Here is a 21664-nt window from a genome sequence, read left to right on the forward strand (position 1 = left end):
CTGTGGGGCATGGTGGAAACGCAAGGGATCACCCGTAGGCGCCTGCTGGGCGCGGCCGCCGGTGCGGCCGCGGTGACGGCGCTGCCCACGTCGATGCAGAAGGCGCTCGCCGCGCCCGCGCCGGAGCTCCGGTCGCTGCGCCAGATCGAGCACGTCATCTTCCTGATGCAGGAGAACCGGTCGTTCGACCACTACTTCGGCACGCTGCGCGGGGTGCGCGGGTTCGACGACCCGGCCGCGATGCGGCTGCCGTCCGGCGAGTCGGTGTTCCGGCAGCCGGACCCGAATCACCCGGACGGCTACCTGATGCCGTTCCGGCAGAACACCAAGACCACGAACTCCGCGAAGGCGTACGGCACCGGCCACGCCTGGGACGTGCAGCACAAGTCCTGGAACAACGGCGCGATGGACAACTGGGTCGTGGAGCACACCGCGAGCGACGGCGCGCACGGCCCGTTCACGATGGGGTACCTGACGCGCGAGGACCTGCCGTTCCACTACGCGCTCGCCGACGCGTTCACGGTCTGCGACAACTACCACTGCTCGGTGATGGGCCCGACGCACCCGAACCGGGTGATGGCGATGAGCGGCACCCTCGACCCGCACGGGCTCGGGAACGGCCCGGTCCTGGACAGCTCCGCGCCGAAGCAGCTCTACACCTGGACGACGTACCCGGAACGCCTGCAGCGCGCCGGGGTCAGCTGGAAGTACTTCACCGCCAACCCGTACGACACCGGCCACGGCTGGTTCAAGAACTTCGCCGAGGCCAAGCCGGGCGACCCGCTGTACGACAACGGCATGGTGCGGTACTCCCCCTCGATGGTCGCGGACGTCATCCGGCGCGACGAGCTGCCGTCGGTCACCTGGCTGGACGCGCAGTACCTGCCGAACGTGTACGGCCTGCCCGAGGGCGCCGAAGGACCGAACAACCTGGTCGCGGGCGGCGCGGAGTACATCGCGACGATCCTGGACGCGCTCGCATCCACGCCCGAGGTGTGGCAGAAGACGATGTTCGTGATCACGTACGACGAGAACGACGGCCGTTTCGACCACGTCGCCCCGCCGGTCCCGCCGCCCGGCACGCCCGACGAGTACGTCACGGTCTCGCCGCTGCCCGCCTCGGCCGGTGGCATCGCCGGGCCGATCGGGCTGGGCTTCCGCGTCCCGACGATCGTCGTCTCGCCGTTCAGCCAGGGCGGCTGGGTGTGCAGCGAGGTCTTCGACCACACGTCGACGCTGAAGTTCCTGGAACGCCGCTTCGGCGTCCGCGAGCCGAACATCAGTGCCTGGCGGCGCGCGACCGTCGGCGATCTGACGTCCGCGCTCCGCCTCGACGGCCAGGGGAAGCGCTCGTTCCCGAAGGGCATCCCGACGTACGACGACACCGTCGCGCAGTTCGCACTCGAACAGCACGAGGTCGCGACCCTTCCGGCACCGGTGGTCCCGACCGTCCAGCAGACGCCGCATCAGGAACCGGGCCACCGCCCGCACACCCGCTGACCCCAGCTGATCCCCGGCGCCGCTCCGATCGCGCCGTCCGCTGTCGGTGGGCTGACTTAGGATGCCCGGGTGGACGGTGCGGTCGGCCGGGTGCTGCGGCCCGGCGAGTTGGCGGCGTACCGCGGCGCGCCGCTGATCGTGTTCGTCGGGATCAGTACGGCGGGGTCGAGCGTCCACCGGGTGCATCCCGCGTGGGCGCCGCTGCTCGGGCCGGGGACCGAGCTGCGCGGTCTCGACCTGCCCGAGACCGTGCGGCCGGACGAGCTGCGCCGGGTGGTGAGCGACCTGTGCGCGAACCCGGCGATCCACGGCGCGGTCGTGACCAGTCACAAGTTGCGGATCTTCGGGGCCTGCCACGAGCTGCTGGACGCGAGCGATCCGCTGGCCGGGCTGACGCACGAGTTCAACTGCTTGGACGTGTCCGGCGAGCCGCGGGCGTACGCACGGGATCCGTTGTCATTGGCAACGATTCTCGATCCGGGCGGGTCGCTCGGCACCGAGAACGTGGTGTGTGTTGGCGCCGGCGGTGCGGCGACCGCGCTGCTGCTGGCCGTCTGCCTCGACGTCGGCGCCTCGCTCGAGCAGAGCAGGCCGGTTCTCCGGCCGTCACGCCGGCAGCTGACCGTCGTCGGCCGTACGGCGAGCTCGCTGGCGGCGCTCCGTACCGTCTGCGAGCGACTCGGCCTCGCGGAGGACGCCGTACCGCTGGTGCTCACATCCGGCGCCGACGAGGTGGCGGCGATCGTGGCGGGTGCTCCGGCGGGTTCGCTGATCGTGAACGCGACCGGGTTGGGGAAGACCTCGGTAGCTTCACCGTTGCCGGATGCAACGGCCTTTCCCGAGCGGGCCGTCGCGTGGGACTTCAAACTACCGCGGGCCGCTGACGTTCCTGCAGCAGGCGGCCGCGGCGGGGCTGCGGTGCGTGGACGGGTGGGAGTACTTCGTTGCCGGGTGGTCGGCCGCATTGGCCGCCATCGGGGGCATCCCGTTCACGAGCGAGCTGCTGCAGGATGCCACCAAGGCCTCGGCCGCGTTCGCACCGCGTACTAGTTGGACTCCCACGGGAAGCCGTCCGGGTCGGTGAAGTCGCTTCCGTTCGCGGCCAGCGTGATCCGGTGCGAACCAATGCCTTCCATCGGTACGCCGGCATCCTTGGCGAGCGCCTTGCGCGCGTAGAGCCCCAGCTTCACCTGACCGCCGCCCTCGAACTCGACGTACTTGCGGCCGAAGCTCTTGCCCACGGTGAGGCCGTGGTCGACGTAGAACTTCTTGCTCGCGGCAACATCCTCGCAGCCGAGCAGCAGGACGACGGAATCGATCGCGCGGGTCGCCGGGCCGGTGTCCTTCTTCGCGGAGGTGGCGATCTTCCACACGGTCCCGTCCGGGGCCTGCAGGGTGCCGCCGTACCCCCACAGCGACTTGGTGACCGGCTTGATCACCGTCGCGCCGTTGGCGACCGCGCTGTCGAACAGGCTGGTCACCGTGCTCGGCTGGCTCACCGTCAGCGAGAGGGTGAAGCCGCGGAATCCGTCGGACTCGGCGGCGGACTCGCGGACCCGTACCTGCTCGTCGAGACCGAAGGCGTCCGCCAGGAAATTCTCGGTCGTTGCCACGTCGGTTGCTTCCAGAACCACGCTGTCAAGAGTTGTCATGCCTCTAAGCTAGGAAGTCGCGGGCCGCGTCGCTTCTCGATTCCTGATCGATCGTGCGGGTCGCGCGCGGACCGTCGATGCCCCACGCGACGATCGTCGTCGGGATCAGGCGGATAACTTCGCGGGAGAAGTACGGCAGCGGTGGGTCGACGTCCGTCAGCGCGACCGCCGAGCCACGGAGCTCGATGCCGCGCGGCGTCCACGGATCGGTCGACGCGAGGTCGTCGACGACCAGGGACACGGTGCTGCCCTGCTGGATGTTCCGGAACTTCTTGGACGCGCCGAGTGCGTGGCCGCCGATCGTGATCGTGCCGGCGTCGACGAAGAAGCCGACGGGGTTGTTCTGGACGTCGCCGGCGGGTGAGACGGTTGCCAGGCGGCCGAGGGGTTGCTCGGTGAGGTAGGTGAGTTCGGCGGGGGTGAAGATCATCCCCGCAGTATCGAACCTTGACCCTGGGGTCATGGCAAGAGCAGCAGGTCGGCGGCGCGTTCGGCGATGAGCATGACGGTGACGACGGGGTTGACCGAGGTGAGGGTCGGGAAGACCGAGGCGTCGGCGACGCGGAGGCCTTGGACGCCGTGGACTCGGAGGTGGGGGTCTACGACGGGGCCGATGCCGCAGGTGCCGCTGACGTGGTAGACGGTTTGGTGGATGGTGCGCTCGATCGCGGAGAGTTCGGTACCTTCGACGTGTTCGCCGGGGAAGACTTCGCGGACGAGCCAGGAGCGCATGGGTTCCTCGGCGGCGATGCGGCGGGCCAGGCGGACGCCTTCGAGGAGCATTCGCTCGTCGTAGCCGTCGTCGTCGGTGAACGAGCGGTAGTCGATCGCGGGCGGGGCGTCGGGGTCGGAGGACTCGATCCAGACGCGGCCGCGGCTGCGGGGACGGGCCACGTTCGGGGCGATCGCGACGATCTGCTCGGGGAGCGGTGGCTGCGCGTGGTCAGCGAGGTAGCGGTCGGCGTGGACGGCCCAGGGTTCGACCGGGAAGTGCATCATCACATCGGGGCGGTTGTCCGGGCCGAGGGTCACCATCGCGCCGGCGTCCCAGCCGCTCGCGCGGATGTCCGGGGGTGTCGCCTTCGCTTCCCAGACGACGAGGCCTTCGACATGGTCCTGCAGGTTCTCGCCGACGCCGGGGAGATCAACCACCACAGGTACTCCGGCGGCGTCGAGTACCTCCCGCGGTCCGATGCCGGAGAGCTGGAGGAGGCGGGGCGAGTCGATCGCGCCACAGCACAGGATCACCTCGCGCCGGGCCAGGACGTCCCGCTCCACACCGTCCCCGTCGCGAACCCGCACCCCAACCACCCGCGGCCCGCCGAGAGTGGGTGTGGGTGGATGGTCGAGGAGGAGGTGGATGGCTCGGAGGCCTAGGAGGACCTTGGGGCCGGTGGGTGTGGTGCGGGCCGGGTGGAGGTAGTGGATGGAAGTTGAGGAGCGGAGGTTTGTCTCGGGGGTGTAGCCGACCTCGAAGAAGCCTGTGCCGTTGGCGGAGTCCGTGAGGCGGCCGTCGTTCCAGCGGTCCTGTTCCGGTACGCCGAGGGCCTTCGACGCGCTGGTGACGACGTCGGCGACGTACGGGTTGCGGTCGGCCTCCGCGACCGGGTGGATCGGGGTTCGCAGGCGGTCGTACAGCGGGAGGAGTTCGTCCGGCCCCCAGCCGTCGGCGCCGAGGCGGACCCATTCCTCCAGGTCGCCGGGCAGCGGGCGCCAGGCGATCATCGTGTTCGCGGTCGAGCAGCCGCCGAGGATCCGCAGCCGCGCCATCCGGATCTCCGAGTTGCCGCGTTCGTTGGGTTTCGAGCGGTAGTCGAGGTCGTACTCCCCCTCGAGCATCTCGTCCCACCGCCGCAACTCCCGCGCCCGCGGCTCGTGCTCGTCGTCGGGTCCCCACTCGACGAGCGCCACCTCGCGACCGGCCTCCGCGAGCCGGGTGGCGAGCAGCGAACCCGCCGTACCGCCGCCGACCACGACGTACTCGTAGGTGTCACCCATGGTGGAACCAGGTCGTCTTCAACCCGGTGAACTTGTCCAGCGCGTGCAACGACAGATCCCGCCCGTACCCGGAGTGCCCGAACCCGCCGAACGGCGTCGACACGTCCAGCGCGTCGACACAGTTCACCGACACCGTCCCGGCCCGCAGCCGGCGCGACACACGATGCGCCCGGCGCAGGTCGTCGGTCCACAACCCGGCCGCCAGCGCGTACGGCGTACCGTTCGCCACCGCGACGGCCTCGTCCTCACTGCCCACGGTGTGCACGGTCAGCACCGGCCCGAAGACCTCGGTCTGCGCGATCGAGGCGTCCGGCGCGACCCCGGCGAGCACCTGCGGCCGGACGAAGCAGGTCGTCGGCGCCCCGTCGACCACGCCGCCGCCGTACGCCTCCCCCGCCTCCGCCGCGCCGCGCTCCATCAGCGCCAGCACCCGCTGCGCCTGCCGCTCGCTGACCAGCGGACCCATCTGGGTGGCCGGGTCGAGCGGATCGCCGACCACGATCGCGGCCGCCCGCTCGACGACCCGGCCGATCAGTTCCTCGGCGACGCCCTGCTGTACGACGAGCCGCGAGGTGGCGGAGCACACCTGCCCCGAGTTCGTGAAGATGCCCGCGGCAACACCGTCGGCGACCGCGTCGAGGTCGTGCACGTCGTCCAGTACGACGACCGCGCTCTTCCCGCCGGCCTCGAGCCACACCTGCTTCATGTTCGACTCACCGGCGTACGTCTGGAACAGCCGCCCGACCGCGGTCGAGCCCGTGAACGTCACCGCGTCCACGTCCTGATGCCGCCCGAGCGCCGCGCCGACGACGGGCCCGCTCCCGGGTACGACGGACAGCACGCCCTCGGGAAGGCCGGCCTCGGCCGCGAGCGCGGCCAGCCGTAGCGCCGACAGCGGCGAGTCCTCGGCCGGTTTGAGTACTACGCTGTTGCCCGCGGCAAGCGCCGGCGCGAGCTTCCACACCGCCATCTCGAGCGGGTAGTTCCACGGTACGACGGCCGCGACCACGCCGAGCGGCTCGCGGGTGACGACCGCCAGGTCGCCGGGCCCGGTCGGTGCGACCTCGCCGTACACCTTGTCGAGGCTCTCGGCGTACCAGCGCAGGATCGCGGCCGATCCGGGGACGTCGATCGAGGCGGTGTCGACGATCCGCTTGCCGGCATCGCGGCAGTCGAGCAGCGCCAACTGGTCGAGGTTCTCGACCACGAGGTCCGCCCAGCGCGTCAGGACCGCGGCCCGCTCGCGCGGATGCACCCGCGACCAGTGCCCGGCCTCGAACGCGCGCCGCCCGGCCGCGACGGCACGATCCGCGTCGTCGGCGTCGCACTCCGCGACCTCGGCGAGCACGAGCCCGGTGGCCGGGTCGACCGTCGAGCGCGTGGCGCCGGTCAACGCCGCGACAGGGCCGTCGATCCACGCCAGCGAAGGCGTCTCGAGCTTCGCCGAGAGGTCCTGCCAGTTCTGGTAGGTCCGATTGCTCATGCATGCTCCCCTTGGGTGGTCACCGGCTCGGCGGCGATCCGCTCACGCGAACCCGTCGTCGCCCGGACCCACACGTAGTAGACCGGGGCAATGATGGCGAGTCCAACGATCCAGGAGATGTCCACGCCGTCCAGCGCCTTCGCGACCGGCCCGGTGAACAGCGCGTTCGACAGGAACGGGACCTGTACGGCGATGCCGAGCACGTAGCAGCCGACCGCCGGCACGTTGACCTTCCCGTACACCCCGCCGTTGGTCTTGAACAGCGACGGGATGTCGTACTCGCCGTGCCGGATCAGGTAGTAGTCGACCAGGTTGACGGCCGTCCACGGGATCAGCACACAGAGCAGCAGGAGCATCAGGTTCTCGAAGTTCTCCAGGAAGTTGCCCTTGCCGGCCAGCGCGATGACGAGCGCGACCGCGAAGATCACGGTGCAGACCGCGATCCGGGTACCGGCGCCCGGCTGCCACCGCGGTCGCAGCGTCTGCCCGATCGTCAGGCTGGACAGCGCCCCGCAGTACAGGTTCATCGCGTTGGTGGCGGCGATGCTGATCGCGAAGATCGCGAGGACGACCGCACCGATCGCTCCACCGGCCGTGTGGACGCCGGTGACCGTGTCGGCGTCCGGCCAGGCCGCGCCGATGAACGCCCCGAGCAGCATCGGGAACAGCGAGCCGAGCACGCACCCGGCGTACGTCGCCCAGAACGCCGCCCGTACGCCGGTGTCCTTCGGCATGTAGCGGGTGTAGTCGGAGACGTACGGCGCGTACGCGATCTGCCAGAGCGCGGCGAGCGACACCGTGCCCATGAAGCCGGCCCAGCCGAAGGTCCCGCTCGACATCGTCCCGGACGGCAGCCCGACGACCGCGAACAGCATCACGAACGCGGCCACCAGCGCGAGGCCCGCGAGCGCGCTCAGTACGCCGGCCATCGCGTGGATCACCCGGTACCCGTAGATCGCGCCGACGACCCCGAGCACCCCGACCAGCACGATGCCCGGCGTCTCCCCGATCGAGGTCAGGTTCGCGAGCGCCTGGCCGCCGAGGACCATGTTCGACGCGAAGAACGCGGTGTACATGACCACGACGATCGTGACCACGAGCAGGCTGCCGTACGACCCGAACTGGGCCCGGGTCTGCAGCATCTGCGGCACGCCCATCTGCGGGCCCTGCGCGGCGTGCAGCGCCATCACGACGCCGCCGACCACGTTGCCGATCAGCAGCGCGAGGATCGCGGCCCAGACCGGCAGGTGATAGACGGCGGTCGCCAGCACACCGGTCGCCACCGTGAGCAGCATGATGTTTGAGCCGAACCAGATCGTGAACAGCTGGGTCCAGCGGCCGTGCCGTTCGTCGACCGGGATGTGTTCAATGGTCCGGTGCTCGAGTGCCTCACGGCGGGTGCTCTCGGATGTCGCGCTCATGGGTGCTCCTGGAACTCGGCGGTTCAGATCACCATCGACCGGGTGTGAGCCATCTGTCCATCACAGAAAATACGCGTCCTGGATCAGGAAAGTCGATGACTCCTGCCGAGTTCACACGGCGGTAACAACCGGTCGCCCGACCTCACGCTCCACGAGGGCCGTGACCAGTGCTCGCGCACGCTCGACGCTCACCGCCGTGTTGTGCCCGACGACGTGCAGCCCGACCGCGTCCTCCAGCGCGACCACCGTCTCGGCGATCTCCCGCGGCGAGCTCCGCAAGGTCAGTACGCCGCGTTCGGCGCCGCGGGCGAGCACCAACTCGTAGAGCGACACCTCCTGTTCCCACAGCGAACTCATCAGCGCCGCGTGTGCGGAACTCCGCGCAGCGTGCACGTGGAGCTGGTACAGCACCCGGAAGTGCAGGTCGTCGACGTCGTCCGGCGTACCCCGCCGGACCAGCTCGGCGAGCTGCCGCAGCGGGTCGTCCAGCCGGCCGATCGCCTCCCGGCGGGCGGAGTAGAAGCGGCGTACGGCGTCCGCGTGCACGTCGAGCACCAACTCGTCGAGGTCGCGGTAGTAATAGGTCACGAGGCCCGCGGACAGGCCTGCCTGGGCGGCGACGTCGCGGATCCGCAGGCCGGCCACACCGGTCTCGGCGATCGCCCGCCCGGCCGCCCGGACGAGGTCGCCACGCCGCTCACGTTGATCCTTGGGACGCGCCACCCCGGAATTATCTATGACATGCATCAAAGAATCGAGTCTTCTGAAACATTGCCGAAACCTGAACTTTGCAGTGCGATGACAGGAACCTGATCAAATTCTTTGCGATCAGCAGCAAAGAACCCGGCGGAAGGAGCAACGATGGCTGCCGACCTGGTGTTCCACGGCGTCGTCCGCCCCGACGCGTACACCGCGCCCACCGATGCCGTCGCGGTGCGGGACGGCGTCGTCGTCGCCCTCGGTCGCGGGGCCTGTGACGCGCTCACCGGCCGCGGCACCGAGGTCGTCGAGGGCGTCGTCACCCCCGGGTTCGTCGACGCCCACGTGCACCCCGTGATGGCCGGTCTGAACCGGTTGCGCTGCGATCTGGACGACCTCCACAGCCTCGACGACTACCGCCGCCGGATCAGCGAGCACCGGCCGGGTGACGGCGAGTGGTTCCTCGGATCCGGGTGGTACGGCGACGTCTTCCCCGGCGGCTTCCCCTCGGCCACCGAACTGGACCGCCTCGTCGGCGCGCGTCCCGCCGTACTGACGTCGCACGACGCGCACGGGGTCTGGGTCGACACCGCTGCGTTACAGCGTGCGGGGATCGACGACGCGACCCCGGATCCGGCCGGCGGGCGCATCCACCGGGACGAGCACGGTCGTGCCACCGGGTTCCTGATGGAGTCGGCGGCCGATCTGGTCACCGATCTGGTCCCGAAGCCCGGCCGGGCGGAGCTGGTGGACGCACTCCTGGAAGCGCAGCGGTACCTGCACTCGCTCGGGATCGTCGGCTGGCAGGACGCCGCGGTCGGCAAGATGCTCGGCATGCCGGACCTGTTCCCCGTGTACCGCGAGGCCGCCGAGTCCGGTCGCCTGACCGCCAAGGTCACCGGCGCGCTGTGGTGGGACCTCGACGAGGATCTGAAGCAGGTCGACCGGCTGGTGCGGCGCCGGGCGGAGGCCGAGGCCTGGCCGAACTTCCGGGCGAGCGCGGTGAAGATCATGCAGGACGGCGTCTGCGAGAACCTCACGGCCGCCGTCATCGACCACTACCACGGCCGTCCGGGCGAACGCGGCCTGAGCTTCGTCGACCCGGAGTTCCTCGGTCTGGTCGCGAAGACATTGACCGCCGAGGGTTTCGACCTGCATCTGCACGCGGTCGGCGACCGCGCGGTCCGCGAGTGCCTCGACGCCCTCGAAGCGGCACCACGCCACCCGGACGCCCGCTATCAGCTCGCCCACCTCGACCTGATCGACCCGGCCGACGTACCACGGTTGGCGGCGCTCGGCGTGATCGCCAACATCCAGCCGCTGTGGGCGCGGGAGGACCAGGTCCTCGTCGAGACCAAGCTGCCGTACCTCACCGACGCCCAGCGTCGGCACCACTTCGCGTTCGGCTCACTGCGGGCGGCCGGCGCGGAGCTGGCGATGGGATCGGACTGGCCCGTCAGCAGCCCGAATCCCTTCTGGGGCATGCATGTCGCGGTGCACCGGACGGCGCCGTACGGCGATCCGCACGCGCAGGACGAGCACGCCCGTACCGTGCCGCTCCTGCCCGGCGAGGGCGTCGACCTGGCGACCGCGTTCCACGCCGCCACCGCGGGCGCCGCCCGTGCCTCCCGGCTGGACGGCACCGGAACGCTCCGCGCCGGCGCACCCGCCGACCTGGTCGTGCTCGACCAGGATCCGTTCGAAGCCACGGACCTGGCGTCCGTGACCGTACTCGCCACCTACGTCGACGGCACCCCCGTTCACTCAGCCGTCCACCACTGACAGGAGGGCCGCGATGTCCGCCACCCCTACCGCTCTCGCCCAGGAGCAAGAGTCCAAGCTGCTCAAGACGCTGGGCCGGTTCGACCTGGTGTTCCTGCTGATCGCCGCGGTGGTCGGGCTCGAGACGCTCGGCCAGGTCTCGACGTACGGCGCCGAGGCGTTCACCTGGACGCTCGTCCTTGCCGCGCTCTTCCTGATCCCGTACGGCCTGCTCTTCGCCGAGACCGGTGCCGCCTTCACCGAGGAGGGCGGCGCGTACACGTGGGTCCGGGACGCCTTCGGGCGCAAGGCCGGCGCGATCGCCGCGCTGCTGACCTGGGTCACGCAGCCGGTCTGGGTCGGCGGGTCGATGGCCTTCCTCGCGACCGAGGGCTGGAACGTCAACCTGACGAAGATCAGCGCCGGGTCGACGGCCGACTATGTGTTCAAGCTGGTCTTCATCTGGCTGACCGTACTGGCCGCGATCGTCAGCCTGCGGTACGGCAAATGGCTGCCGACCGTCGGCGCGATCCTGAAGGTCGCGCTGCTGATCTTCTTCGTCGGCACCGCCGCGCTGTACGCCGCCGAGCACGGCATCGCGGACCTGTCGATCCACGACTTCTCCCCCACCTTGACCGGCCTGTTCGGCGCGACACCGCTGCTGCTCTTCGCCTACCTCGGCTTCGAATCCGGCAACAGCGCGGCGGGCGAGATGAAGAACCCGAAGCGCGATGTACCGTTCGGGATCCTGCGGTCCAGCGGCATCGCCGCGCTGTGCTACCTGCTGCCGATCTTCTCGATCCTGCTGGTGGTCCCGAAGGACAAGATCACCGGGATCGGCGGCTTCTTCGACGCGACCGCGACCGTCTTCAGCGTGTACGGCGGTGCCGCGGACGCGATGCTCAAGGTGCTGTCCGTGTGCCTGGTGTTCGTACTGATGACGCAGGGCGCGGCGTGGATGATCATCTCGGACCGGATGCAGGCGATCGCGGCCGCGGACGGCGCGTTCTTCGGCGGCTTCTTCGGGATCTTCAACCGCCGGCTGAGCACGCCGGTGCGGGTGAACTTCCTGTCCGGCACCGTGGCGACCGTCTTCATGCTGGTCGCGATGAAGGTCAGCGGCAGCGCCGGGGCGATCTTCGGGGTGGTGCTGACGATCGCGATCACGACGTTCCTGCTCTCGTACCTGCTCGTCATCCCGGCGGCGATCCGGCTGCGCAAGGTCGACCCCGACCGCCCGCGCCCGTTCCGGGTGCCGGTCTCGGACCGCTGGTTCGCCGCGATGGGCTGGCTGTGCTTCGCGTGGATCGTGCTCGGTTCCTGGGTGGCGATCTTCCCGGGCACGCTCGAGCCGCTGTTCGGCATCGAGTACGGCTTCCACGACGTCTGGGGCGTCAGCCGCGGCACCTTCGAGCTGTTCACGATCGGCACGCTCGTCGTACTGCTTGCCCTCGGCATCATCGGCTACCTGCGCGGCGCGCCCGTCCGCCGGGCGGTCTCGCTCGACACCACCGACCACACCACTCACGACAGGAGCGGCGTCGCATGACGACCATCGCCGACCCCGGCCTCGCCCGCACCACGCACCCGCTCGACCGGCTCAGCGCCACGGAGATCGAGCTCAACCGCGAGATCCTGGACGCGGCCGGCCTGATCGGTCCGGCGACCCGCTTCCCGCTGGTGCAGCTCGCCGAACCGGCCAAGGCGGACGTCCTCGCCTGGCAGCCAGGGCAGCCCTGGGACCGGCGCGTGTGCTCGGTACTGCTCGAACGCGGCACCGGTACGGTGACCGAGGTCGTCGTGTCGCTGACCGACGGCAAGGTCGTGTCCCGCCGCGAGGTCGACCTCGTCGACGAGGGTCAGCCGCCCATCATGGGCGAGGAGTTCGATCTGGTCGAGCGGATCCTCTGGGCCGACGAGAAGTGGTGCGCGGCGATGGCCCGCCGCGGCCTGACCATCCCCGAGCGGATCCGGATCTCCGCGCTCAGCGCCGGGCACTTCGGGCTTCCCGGCGAGGACGGCCGCCGGCTGGTCCGCTGCCTCTCGTTCCTGCAGCTGGACGACGACGACAACGTCTGGGCACACCCGATCGACGGCATCGTCGCGTACGTCGACCTGAACACCGGCGAGGTCGTCGAACTGATCGACGCCGGCGAGTTCGACGTACCGCCGGCCCGCGCCGACTTCGAGCGCGGCCCCGGTACGGCGCCCGAGCGGACCAGCCAGCGGCCGATCGTGATCACGCAGCCCGACGGGCCGAGCTTCACCGTCGAGGGCGATCTCGTCCGCTGGGAGAACTGGGAGTTCCGGATCGGGTTCGACCAGGTCGAGGGGCTGACGCTGCACCAGCTCGGCTTCCACGACCGGACCCAGGACCGCGTCCGGCCGATCGTGTACCGCGCCTCGGTCGCCGAGATGGTGGTGCCGTACGGCGACCCGTCGCCGGTGCGGTTCTGGCAGAACTACTTCGACGCCGGCGAGTACTCGCTCGGCAAGGAGGCGAACTCGCTCGCGCTCGGCTGCGACTGCCTCGGCGAGATCCACTACTTCGACGCGATCGTTGCCGATGACAACGGGCTGCCGCGGCGGATCGAGAACGCGATCTGTATGCACGAGGAGGACTTCGGGGTGCTCTGGAAGCACACCGACTCCTACAACGGCACCAGCTCGACCCGGCGGCAGCGGCGGCTGGTGATCTCGTTCTTCATCACGGTCGGCAACTACGACTACGGGTTCTACTGGTACCTGTACCTCGACGGCACGATCGAGCTCGAGTGCAAGGCGACCGGGGTCGTGTTCGCGTCGGCGTACCCCGGGGCCGGGTATCCGTGGGCGAGCGAGATCGCGCCGGGCGTGGGGGCGCCGTACCACCAGCATCTGTTCTCGGCGCGGCTCGACCTGATGATCGACGGGGTCGGCAACGCGGTCGACGAGGTGGACGCCGTCCGGGTGCCGGTGTCGGACGAGAACCCGTACGGCAACGCGTTCACGCGGCGCGCGACGCGGCTGCGGACGGAGGGCGAGGCGGCGCGGCTCGCCGATGGCGCGGTCGGGCGGACCTGGCATTTGGTGAACCCCCGGGTGACGAACGCGCTCGGGCAGCCGGTCGGGTACACATTGCATCCTGAGGGGCAGCCGACGTTGCTGGCCGATCCGTCGTCGTCGATCGCGCGGCGGGCGGCGTTCACCACCAAGCACCTCTGGGTGACGGCGCAGGACGACGCCGAGCGGTACCCGTCCGGGCGATTCGTCAACCAGAACAGGGGAAACACCGGGATCGACACCTGGACGAAGGCGGACCGCGACATCGACGGCACGGACATCGTCGTCTGGCACACGTTCGGCCTGACGCACTTCCCGCGCCCGGAGGACTGGCCGATCATGCCGGTCGACTACACCGGATTCACGCTCAAGCCCAGCGGCTTCTTCAACCAGAACCCGGCCCTGGACGCACCCCGCCCAGCCGGCACCACAGACCACTGCTGCCACTGACCACGTGAGCGGCGGCGCCTCGCAGCGCCGCCGCTCACGCGTCGGAGGTGGGGAGCCAGCCGTCCTGGAGGTTGGAGAGGGTTCGCGGATTGAGGAGAGCGTCGAGTGTCTCGGCGGTCAGGTCACCGGCCGCGAGAGCAGCGGTCCGTACGTCGCCCGCGCCGGCAAGCACCGCCTTCGCGAGTTCTGCCGCGCGGGTATAGCCGAGGTACGGCGTGAGCGCGGTGACGAGACCGACGTTGCGGGCGGCAACTGCTGTGAGCGCCTCCTCGTCGACCGTGATGCCGTCGACGCACAGCTCTCGCAGCGAGTCGAACGCCGTAGATGTCCAGGCAAAGCCCTGCAACAGCCCGTGGCAGATCACCGGCTCGAAGGCGTTGAGCTGCAACTGACCGCCCTCGGCCGCCATCGTGACCGTGACGTCCGTCCCGATCACCCAGAACGCAACCTGGTTCACCAGCTCCGGGATCACCGGGTTCACCTTGCCCGGCATGATGCTCGACCCCGCCTGCCGTGCCGGCAACCGCAGCTCGGCCAAACCGGCCTGCGGTCCGGACGCCAGCAACCGCAGGTCGTTGCAGATCTTCGACGCCTTCACCACGATCCGCTTCAGCACACTCGACACCTGTACGAACGCCCCGGTGTCACCGGTCGCCTCGACCAGATCCGCCGCCCCGGCCAACGGGAGCCCGGTGATCTCCGCCAACTGCGCGACCGCCCGCTCCCGGTAGCCCGGATGCGCCGTGATCCCGGTCCCGATCGCCGTCGCGCCGAGGTTGATCTCGCACAGCAGCCCGCGCGAGTCCGCCAGCCGTGCCAGCTCCTCCCGCAACGTCACCGCGAACGCCCCGAGCTTCTGCCCGACCGTCATCGGTACGGCGTCCTGCAGCTGCGTCCGCCCGATTTTCGGTACGGCGCGGAACTCCACCGCCTTCGCCGCGAACGCGTCCGCCAGCGCCACGACCGCCCCGCTGAGCCGGTCGATCGCCGTGATCAGCGCGAGCCGCACCGCCGTCGGGTACACGTCGTTCGTCGACTGGCACCGGTTCACGTGGTCGAGCGGATGCACCTCGTCGTACGCCGCCCGCGGCAGCCCGAGCAGCTCCAGCGCACGGTTCGCGATGACCTCGTTCGCGTTCAGGTTCGTCGACGTACCGGCGCCGCCCTGGATGACGTCGACGACGAACTGGTCGTCGAGCTTCCCGGTCCGCACGTCCTCGGCGGCCTGCGCGATCGCGCCGAAGCGGCGGTCGTCGAGCAGGCCGAGGTCGTGGTTCGCCCGGGCGGCGGCGAGCTTGACCGCGCCGAGCGCGGCGACGAGGTCGCGATGACTGCCGACCGGGGTGCCGCTGACCGCGAAGTTCGTCAGCGCCCGCGCGGTGTGCACACCCCAGTACGCGGTCGCCGGCACCTCATGCGATCCGAGCGAGTCGTACTCGGTCCGGATCATCGCACAGCCATGTCCAGCGCCGTCCACGCGAGCGCGGTCGCGGCGTCGAGCAGTGCCTTCTCGGCGTCGCCGCCGACACAGTGCGCGGCGAACTCCGGCTGGTGGTTCAGCGCCGGCAGCGACCCGATCCCGACGTACGGGTGGATGGCCGGCACGAACTGCGACACGTTCCCCATGTCGGTCGAGGCGCGGTTCATCCGGCGGGCCGGCGTACCCGGGTCGAACACGCGGCCCAGTGCCTCGGCGTTCCGGACGTACGCCTGCAACGCGGGCTCGTACGTGCGGAACTCGGCGTACGGCTTGCTCTCCGGGGCGATGTCGAGCGTGGCGCCGGTGGCGAGTGCCCCGGCCTCGAAGCAGCGCCGTACCTTCTCCTCGGTCTCGGCGAGCTGCGCGAGCGACTCGGCGCGCACGTACCAACGGCCCTCGGTGCGGGCCGGGATCGCGTTCGGGGCCTCTCCCCCGTTCGTCATCACGCCGTGCACCCGGACCGTCGGCGGAAGCTGCTGGCGGAGCAGCCCCATCGCGACCTGGGCGATCGTGAAGGCGTCGGCGGCGTTGACGCCTTGCTCCGGGTACGCCGCGGCGTGCGCGGCCTTGCCCTGGTACGTGATGTGTGAATGCGACACCGCGAACGGCTCGGCCTCCGCGACGTCCACCGGCGCCGGATGCGCCATCATCGCCAGGTCCAGCCCGGCGAAGGCGCCGCGGTCGAGCAGCTCGATCTTGCCGCCGCCGCCCTCCTCCGCGGGCGTTCCGTACACCTCGATCGTCAGCCCGGCCGCATCGGCCAGCGGCGCGAGCGCACGGGCCGCACCGACCGTGATCGCCGAGATCAGGTTGTGCCCACAGGCATGCCCGAGGCCCGGCAGAGCGTCGTACTCGGCACACAGCCCGAGCCGGAACGGACCACTGCCGTACGTCGCGAGGAAGGCCGTCTCGAGTCCGAGGTACGCCGGCGTCACCGTGAAACCGGCCTGCTCGAGCGCCTCGGCGACCCAGCGGGCCGAACGGTGCTCCTGCCAGGCGGTCTCGGGATGGGCGTGCAGTTGCTCGGAGAGCTGGATCAACCGCTCGGCATCGGCCGCGACCGTCCGCGCGGCGGCCAGCCTGGTGTCACTCATCGCCGGGGACGCCGTACGACGGTGCCGCGGCCGGGTTGAGCCCGCGCGTGACGTAGTCGTCGCGCTGCGGAAGCCAGCGGCCGAGCAGCGCACGCAGGTCCTGGATCGGCTCGTCGCTCCAGTCGACCCGCAGATCGGTCTCGCGCCACGGCACCCGGCGTACGACGGAAAGCCCCGCGGAGTGGACTGGTCCGGCTTCGCCACCGGCCTTCAGGCCTGCCTCCAGCGCCGTCAGCAGGCGCTCTTCCAGCTCACCGGTCGACGACTCGAACGCCGCGACGATCGCGTCCACGACCTCCAGCTCGGCGAGCATGTTGCCGGCCGCAACTACCTGGGTGCCGACCCGATCACGGTGCAGGCCGAGGGCCTGGTCACCGGAGTACGCCGCGCCTTGGCCGTCCAGGGAGAGCACGGTCAGCTGGCGGTGCTCGATCAGCTCGCGGTCACGGACGACGTTCTCGAGCGCTGTCCGCGCGTCCGCGCCGTTCGCGAGCTCGTCGAGCAGCAAGGTGCCGAGCCGGGGGTCGGTGACGTTCTGCGAAGACGCTCCGCCGACGCCCGCGCGCAGGTGGACGCAGCGGGCCGCGACGGCCGGGCTCGAGGACGTGACCGCGATGCCGACGGCGCCGTTCCCGTCGGTGCCGAGGACCGAGAACGTCACGCGATCACCGCGATCGCGTCGACCTCGACCAGCCACTCCGGGCGGGCCAGCGCGGACACCACGATCCCGGTCGAGATCGGGTGCACGCCCTTCGTCCAGCGGCCGATCGTGCGGTACACCGTCTCGCGGTAGCGCGGGTCGACGATGTAGATCGTCAGCTTGACCAGGTGTTCCATCCGCGCGCCGGCCTCGCGCAGCAGCAGGTCGATGTTGGCCATCGCCTGCTCGGTCTGTGCCGCGACGTCGCCGACCCCGACCGACTCGCTGGTGTCCAGGTCCTGCCCGATCTGCCCGCGGACGTAGACCGTGTTGCCGGCCACCACGGCCTGGCACAGGTCGTTGTCGAGGTTCTGCTCGGGATAGGTGTCGCGGGTGTTGAACGGACGGATCCGGGTGTGGCCGCCGACGACGATCGGCTCCGCTGCGTGCGTCATACCACCGAGCCTAGGAAGCCCGGCGGGTGCTGTCGAGACGATCTATTTGGCCCCGAACATCGACGCAATCGATCCACGGTCGACCAGGTCGCCGATCAGCTCCTCGACCGCGGCCACCCGCCGGGTCGACCGGACGCCGGCCGCCTTGATCAGTACGACGTCCAGCGCCGGCGCCTCGTGCGCGATGTCCACCGCGACCACCTCGCGCGCGTCGGGCCGCCCGGAGCTGCGCGGGCGGACGTTCAGCACGGTGTACGCGAGCCCACGGGCGACCAGCGCCCGGCAGGTCTCCGGACTCGTGGAGCGGAAGCGCGGCGTCGGGTTCAGGCCGACCGCGCGGAACATCCCGGTGAAGTAGTCCCGGCTGTACGGCAGGTCCAGCAGCGCCAGCGGTTCGTCGGCCAGCTCGGCCAGCTTCACCTTCTTCCGCCGGGCGAGCCGGTGCGTGCGCGGCAGCAGCACGTACGGCGGCAACGTGTACAGCGAGGTGACCTCGACCCGCGGGTCCGACGTGATGTCGTACCCGACCGCGATCTCGAACCGGCCGCTCGCCACCCCCTCGACCAGCTCCTCCAGGTCGACCTCGCTGGTGTTCACCGCCAGCCCGGGCAACCGCTCGGTCGCCTCCGCGAGCAGCTCCGGCAGCAGGTAGGGCGCCAGTACGCCGAAGCACGCCAGGTGCAGCGTCCCGCTCACCTCGTCACCGAGGCCGCGCGCCTCGTCCGCGAGCTCGGCCGCCTGCCGCAGCAGCCGCCGGCTGGCCGCCAGCAACTGCTCGCCCGCGGACGTGAGGGTGACGCCGCGGGCGTGGTGCCGGAGCAGGAGTTGCACGTTGAGCGCCCGCTCCAGCTCGACGAGCGCCGTGGACAGGGCTGACTGCGACAGGTGGATCGACTGCGCAGCGGCGGTCACACTGCCCGCCTCCGCCACGGCAACGAAGTACTCCAGCTGCCTGAGGGTGTAGTGGGCCATGACTCACTCTAGGCCTTGCATCGATCGAGCGGAACTAGAGCGCCAGGAAGATCTGTTGGACACGGGGATTGCCGGGCGCTGAGGATTCAAGGCGAGACAGTGTGTACGGCGGACTGGAGGTTGGGGATGTCGAACCTTGAGGTGGAGGTCGTCGTCGTGGGCGCGGGGCAGGCCGGCGTCGCGATGAGCGAGCACCTGGGCAACCTCGGCGTACCGCACCTGGTCCTGGAACGCGACCGGATCGCCGAACGCTGGCGGACCGCGCGCTGGGACTCGCTGGTCGCGAACGGGCCCGCGTGGCACGACCGCTTCCCGGGGCTGGAGTTCTACGACCTGGACCCGGACGGCTTCGCCGGGAAGGAGCAGGTCGCCGACTACTTCGTCGCGTACGCCGAGAAGATCTCCGCGCCGGTCCGTACCGGCGTCGAGGTGACGTCGGTGCGCAAGCACGACGGCCGGCCCGGGTTCCGGATGGAGACCTCGGACGGGACCATCGACACCCGCTTCGTGGTCGCCGCGACCGGGCCGTTCCAGCGGCCGGTCATTCCCCCGATCGTCCCGGCCGACGCCGGACCGGTGCAGCTGCACTCGAACGCGTACCGCAACCCCGATCAGCTGCCCGCGGGTGCCGTACTCGTGGTCGGCGCGGGTTCCTCCGGCGTACAGATCGCCGACGAGCTTCGCCGGTCCGGGCGGGAGGTGTACCTCTCGGTCGGCCCGCACGACCGGCCGCCGCGCAGCTACCGCGGGCGGGACTTCTGCTGGTGGCTCGGCGTCCTCGGCCTCTGGGACCTGGAGACGCCGCCGGCCGGCGCCGAGCACGTCACGATCGCGGTCAGCGGCGCGAACGGCGGTCACACCGTCGACTTCCGCGCCTTGGCCGCGAGCGGCATCCAGCTGGCCGGCATGACCGCGTCGTACGACGACGGCGTCCTGCGGTTCGCGAACGACCTCGGCGAGAACATCGCCCGCGGCGACGCGAACTACCTGGCCCTGCTGGATCAGGCCGACGCGTACGTCGCCCGCAACGGCCTGGACCTCCCCGAGGAACCGTCGGCCCGGGAACTCGGCCCGGCCCCGGAGTCCGTCACCGATCCGCTCCTCGAGCTCGACCTGTCCGGCATCAGCTGCATCCTCTGGGCGACCGGCTACGCCACCGACTACAGCTGGCTCCAGGTCGACGCCTTCGACGACACCGGCCGCCCCCGCCAGCGCCGCGGCGTCTCCACCGAACCAGGCGTCTACTTCGTCGGCCTCCCCTGGCTCTCCCGCCGCGGCTCCAGCTTCATCTGGGGCGTCTGGCACGACGCGAAGTACATCGCCGACCACATCGCCACCCAGCGGAACTACCTCTCGTACTAATTGGACATCAGTTCCTGAGGAACGAGCGGATGTGGTCGAGGGCCATGTCGAGGGCGGTTTCCATCGGGGTGATGTCGTGCTGGGTCTCGGCGAGGAGGTAGCCGCCCTGGAGTGCTGCCATCAGGCCGACGGCGAGTTTGTCCGGGTCGGCGGCTTCGGCGAGGGTGCCGGCGGTCTGCATGCGGCGTAGGCCGCCGGCGATCAGGGCGGTCCACTCCGCGAAGGTCTCGGCCAGGGTGGCGCGGGCCGTGTCGTCCTGGTCGGACAGTTCGTTGGCCATCGAGCCGAGGGCGCAGCCGTACGCACCGTTCTGCAGGGCGTTGCGTTGGACCAAAGCGTCCCGCCAGCGCAGCAGGCCGCGGAACGAGCGCAGCCGCTCCAGGTAGCCCTGCTCGCGTTCGAGGACTTGGCGGGACCGCAGTACGACGACCGCTCGGACCAATTGGTCCTTGTCGGCGAAGTGCTGGTAGAGCTGCGACTTGCTCGTGCCGCTGGCCGCGCGGACCTCGTCGAGGGTGGTGGCGTTGACGCCGCGGACGTACATCAGATCTGCCGCGGCCTCGACGATGCGGGCCCGGGTCGCGGCGCCGCGCGCCGTCAGGCGGCGGGGCGAGGCGTCGGCCGCGGTTCCTCCAGTCACGACCCCAACGCTACCGGTCCGGCTCGTCGAGGTGTATCGTTCTGGACGAAATAGTCCAATCTTGGGAGGTTCCGATGAAGGCGATCGTGGTGACGGACCAGGCTGCCGGAACGGCCGGGATGACGCTGGCCGAGCGTCCTGAGCCGCCGGCGGCGATCAACGACGTCGTCGTGCAGGTACGGGCGTCGGGATGGGTCCCGACCGAACTGGAGTGGCCGTCGACCTGGACCGACCGCGCCGGCCGCGACAAGACGCCGTCGATCCCCGGCCACGAGCTCGCCGGGGTCGTGAGCGCGCTCGGCTACGGAACGACCGGCCTGTCGGTCGGTCAGCGCGTGGTCGGACTGGCCGACTGGCACCGCGACGGCTCACTGGCCGAGTACGTCGCCATCGAGGCGCGCAACCTCGCACCGCTGCCGGGCGACGTAGACTTCGCGGTCGGCGCGAGCCTGCCGATCTCCGGGCTGACCGCGTGGCAGGGTTTGTTCGACCACGGGCGGGTGCGCGCGGGCCGGACCGTGCTGGCGCACGGCGCGGCCGGAGCGGTCGGGACGATGGTGACCCAGCTCGCCCGCGAGGCCGGCGCCTACGTCATCGGCACCGGACGCGCCGCCGACCGGCAGAAGGCGCTCGACTTCGGCGCTCACGAGTTCCTCGACCTCGGCAACGACACCCTGGCGGACGTCGGCGGCGTCGACCTGGTGTTCGACGTGATCGGCGGCGACATCCAGAAGCACTCCGCGGCGCTGATCCGCCCCGGCGGAACGCTGGTCTCGATCGTCGGCCCGGTCGAGTACCGCCCCGCCGACGGCCTCGCGATCGACTTCGTGGTCGAGGCCGACCGCGGCCAACTGACCGAGATCGTCCAACGCGTCCGCGACGGCCGGCTCCGCACGAACATCGGCGCGGTGGTCACCCTCGACGAGGCGATCGCCACCTTCAACTCCACCGAACGCGCCAAGGGCAAGACGATCGTCCGCGTCCGCGACTAGTCGCCAACCCTAGCGGATGGTGC

At 70.4% G+C, this 21664-nt stretch carries 19 protein-coding genes; 7 read left to right on the forward strand and 12 right to left on the reverse strand.

The genetic code is table 11. The features are described 5' to 3' along the window. Nucleotides 1–9: 9 nt before the first annotated feature. Together ACQHIV_RS19235 and ACQHIV_RS19240 are read left to right on the forward strand one after the other, a co-directional pair. Complete coding sequence (locus ACQHIV_RS19235; RefSeq protein WP_427896065.1) at nt 10–1500, forward strand: alkaline phosphatase family protein; 1491 nt, start codon at nt 10–12, stop codon at nt 1498–1500. Nucleotides 1501–1569: 69 nt separating this feature from the next. Continuing rightward, nucleotides 1570–2550, forward strand: coding sequence for a hypothetical protein (locus ACQHIV_RS19240; RefSeq protein WP_427896066.1), 981 nt, complete (start codon nt 1570–1572; stop codon nt 2548–2550). On the opposite strand, the gene ACQHIV_RS19245 is transcribed toward ACQHIV_RS19240, so the two are convergent. The 6 genes from ACQHIV_RS19245 to ACQHIV_RS19270 all read right to left on the reverse strand — a co-directional run bounded on the left by ACQHIV_RS19245 (nt 2547) and on the right by ACQHIV_RS19270 (nt 8777). Beyond that, entirely contained in the window at nt 2547–3152 is a 606-nt protein-coding gene (locus ACQHIV_RS19245; protein WP_427896067.1) for a glyoxalase, read from the reverse strand. The genes ACQHIV_RS19240 and ACQHIV_RS19245 overlap by 4 nt on opposite strands. Nucleotides 3153–3156: 4 nt before the next feature. Next, nucleotides 3157–3582, reverse strand: coding sequence for a PPOX class F420-dependent oxidoreductase (locus ACQHIV_RS19250; RefSeq protein WP_427896068.1), 426 nt, complete (start codon nt 3580–3582; stop codon nt 3157–3159). A 29-nt stretch (nt 3583–3611) separates the two neighbouring features. Beyond that, nucleotides 3612–5150: a GMC family oxidoreductase gene (locus ACQHIV_RS19255; RefSeq protein WP_427896069.1), complete on the reverse strand. Its 1539-nt coding sequence runs from the start codon at nt 5148–5150 to the stop codon at nt 3612–3614. Further along, nucleotides 5143–6633 (reverse strand): aldehyde dehydrogenase family protein, encoded by a 1491-nt coding sequence (locus ACQHIV_RS19260; protein ID WP_427896070.1) that lies wholly within the window; start codon nt 6631–6633, stop codon nt 5143–5145. Before ACQHIV_RS19260 ends, ACQHIV_RS19255 begins: the two co-directional genes overlap by 8 nt. Continuing rightward, entirely contained in the window at nt 6630–8054 is a 1425-nt protein-coding gene (locus tag ACQHIV_RS19265) for a purine-cytosine permease family protein (RefSeq protein WP_427896071.1), read from the reverse strand. Before ACQHIV_RS19265 ends, ACQHIV_RS19260 begins: the two co-directional genes overlap by 4 nt. A gap of 111 nt (nt 8055–8165) precedes the next feature. Continuing rightward, nucleotides 8166–8777, reverse strand: a complete 612-nt coding sequence (locus ACQHIV_RS19270; RefSeq protein WP_427896072.1) for a TetR/AcrR family transcriptional regulator — start codon at nt 8775–8777, stop codon at nt 8166–8168. 138 nt (nt 8778–8915) lie between these two features. Here ACQHIV_RS19270 and ACQHIV_RS19275 point away from each other — a divergent pair, with 138 nt between their 5' ends. From ACQHIV_RS19275 to ACQHIV_RS19285, 3 genes are read left to right on the forward strand one after another with little or no spacing between them, the layout of a single operon-like run. Further along, nucleotides 8916–10535, forward strand: coding sequence for an amidohydrolase (locus ACQHIV_RS19275; RefSeq protein WP_427896073.1), 1620 nt, complete (start codon nt 8916–8918; stop codon nt 10533–10535). A 13-nt stretch (nt 10536–10548) separates the two neighbouring features. Then, the gene (locus ACQHIV_RS19280) at nt 10549–12063 is read left to right on the forward strand and encodes an APC family permease (protein WP_427896074.1); all 1515 of its coding nucleotides are present in this window, start codon (nt 10549–10551) and stop codon (nt 12061–12063) included. Further along, on the forward strand, nt 12060–14006 hold the full coding sequence (locus tag ACQHIV_RS19285; RefSeq protein ID WP_427896075.1) for a primary-amine oxidase: 1947 nt from the start codon (nt 12060–12062) through the stop codon (nt 14004–14006). The genes ACQHIV_RS19280 and ACQHIV_RS19285 overlap by 4 nt, the downstream gene beginning before the upstream one ends. Before the next feature lie 34 nt (nt 14007–14040). On the opposite strand, the gene ACQHIV_RS19290 is transcribed toward ACQHIV_RS19285, so the two are convergent. Genes ACQHIV_RS19290 through ACQHIV_RS19310 form a run of 5 tightly spaced genes read right to left on the reverse strand, consistent with a single transcriptional unit; the run spans nt 14041 to nt 18647 of the window. Next, nucleotides 14041–15456 (reverse strand): aspartate ammonia-lyase, encoded by a 1416-nt coding sequence (locus ACQHIV_RS19290; RefSeq protein ID WP_427896076.1) that lies wholly within the window; start codon nt 15454–15456, stop codon nt 14041–14043. Further along, nucleotides 15453–16580 carry a M20 family metallopeptidase gene (locus ACQHIV_RS19295; protein ID WP_427896077.1) on the reverse strand — a complete coding sequence of 376 codons (1128 nt, stop codon included), beginning with the start codon at nt 16578–16580 and terminating at the stop codon, nt 15453–15455. Before ACQHIV_RS19295 ends, ACQHIV_RS19290 begins: the two co-directional genes overlap by 4 nt. Beyond that, entirely contained in the window at nt 16573–17241 is a 669-nt protein-coding gene (locus tag ACQHIV_RS19300) for a DUF1028 domain-containing protein (RefSeq protein WP_427896078.1), read from the reverse strand. Before ACQHIV_RS19300 ends, ACQHIV_RS19295 begins: the two co-directional genes overlap by 8 nt. Next, nucleotides 17238–17675, reverse strand: a complete 438-nt coding sequence (locus tag ACQHIV_RS19305) for a RidA family protein (protein ID WP_427896079.1) — start codon at nt 17673–17675, stop codon at nt 17238–17240. The genes ACQHIV_RS19300 and ACQHIV_RS19305 overlap by 4 nt, the downstream gene beginning before the upstream one ends. Nucleotides 17676–17717: 42 nt before the next feature. Further along, nucleotides 17718–18647: a LysR family transcriptional regulator gene (locus ACQHIV_RS19310; protein ID WP_427896080.1), complete on the reverse strand. Its 930-nt coding sequence runs from the start codon at nt 18645–18647 to the stop codon at nt 17718–17720. Nucleotides 18648–18773: 126 nt separating this feature from the next. Between ACQHIV_RS19310 and ACQHIV_RS19315 the strand changes: the two genes are divergently transcribed. Further along, entirely contained in the window at nt 18774–20009 is a 1236-nt protein-coding gene (locus ACQHIV_RS19315; RefSeq protein ID WP_427896081.1) for a flavin-containing monooxygenase, read from the forward strand. Nucleotides 20010–20016: 7 nt separating this feature from the next. Here ACQHIV_RS19315 and ACQHIV_RS19320 read toward each other — a convergent pair whose 3' ends face one another. Continuing rightward, nucleotides 20017–20649, reverse strand: coding sequence for a TetR/AcrR family transcriptional regulator (locus ACQHIV_RS19320; protein ID WP_427896082.1), 633 nt, complete (start codon nt 20647–20649; stop codon nt 20017–20019). Nucleotides 20650–20723: 74 nt separating this feature from the next. Between ACQHIV_RS19320 and ACQHIV_RS19325 the strand changes: the two genes are divergently transcribed. Beyond that, the gene (locus ACQHIV_RS19325) at nt 20724–21641 is read left to right on the forward strand and encodes an NADP-dependent oxidoreductase (protein ID WP_427896083.1); all 918 of its coding nucleotides are present in this window, start codon (nt 20724–20726) and stop codon (nt 21639–21641) included. Nucleotides 21642–21664: the final 23 nt, after the last annotated feature.

The organism is Kribbella polygonati (assembly GCF_050320105.1).
Classification (GTDB): domain Bacteria; phylum Actinomycetota; class Actinomycetes; order Propionibacteriales; family Kribbellaceae; genus Kribbella.

Bases quoted from the DNA above. Each gene is read 5' to 3' on its own strand.
- ACQHIV_RS19235 (WP_427896065.1), top strand. From the start codon at position 10: ATGGTGGAAACGCAAGGGATCACCCGTAGGCGCCTGCTGGGCGCGGCC.
- ACQHIV_RS19245 (WP_427896067.1), bottom strand. From the start codon at position 3,152: ATGACAACTCTTGACAGCGTGGTTCTGGAAGCAACCGACGTGGCAACG.
- ACQHIV_RS19250 (WP_427896068.1), bottom strand. From the start codon at position 3,582: ATGATCTTCACCCCCGCCGAACTCACCTACCTCACCGAGCAACCCCTC.
- ACQHIV_RS19255 (WP_427896069.1), bottom strand. From the start codon at position 5,150: ATGGGTGACACCTACGAGTACGTCGTGGTCGGCGGCGGTACGGCGGGT.
- ACQHIV_RS19260 (WP_427896070.1), bottom strand. From the start codon at position 6,633: ATGAGCAATCGGACCTACCAGAACTGGCAGGACCTCTCGGCGAAGCTC.
- ACQHIV_RS19265 (WP_427896071.1), bottom strand. From the start codon at position 8,054: ATGAGCGCGACATCCGAGAGCACCCGCCGTGAGGCACTCGAGCACCGG.
- ACQHIV_RS19275 (WP_427896073.1), top strand. From the start codon at position 8,916: ATGGCTGCCGACCTGGTGTTCCACGGCGTCGTCCGCCCCGACGCGTAC.
- ACQHIV_RS19280 (WP_427896074.1), top strand. From the start codon at position 10,549: ATGTCCGCCACCCCTACCGCTCTCGCCCAGGAGCAAGAGTCCAAGCTG.
- ACQHIV_RS19285 (WP_427896075.1), top strand. From the start codon at position 12,060: ATGACGACCATCGCCGACCCCGGCCTCGCCCGCACCACGCACCCGCTC.
- ACQHIV_RS19290 (WP_427896076.1), bottom strand. From the start codon at position 15,456: ATGATCCGGACCGAGTACGACTCGCTCGGATCGCATGAGGTGCCGGCG.
- ACQHIV_RS19295 (WP_427896077.1), bottom strand. From the start codon at position 16,580: ATGAGTGACACCAGGCTGGCCGCCGCGCGGACGGTCGCGGCCGATGCC.
- ACQHIV_RS19305 (WP_427896079.1), bottom strand. From the start codon at position 17,675: ATGACGCACGCAGCGGAGCCGATCGTCGTCGGCGGCCACACCCGGATC.
- ACQHIV_RS19310 (WP_427896080.1), bottom strand. From the start codon at position 18,647: ATGGCCCACTACACCCTCAGGCAGCTGGAGTACTTCGTTGCCGTGGCG.
- ACQHIV_RS19315 (WP_427896081.1), top strand. From the start codon at position 18,774: ATGTCGAACCTTGAGGTGGAGGTCGTCGTCGTGGGCGCGGGGCAGGCC.
- ACQHIV_RS19325 (WP_427896083.1), top strand. From the start codon at position 20,724: ATGAAGGCGATCGTGGTGACGGACCAGGCTGCCGGAACGGCCGGGATG.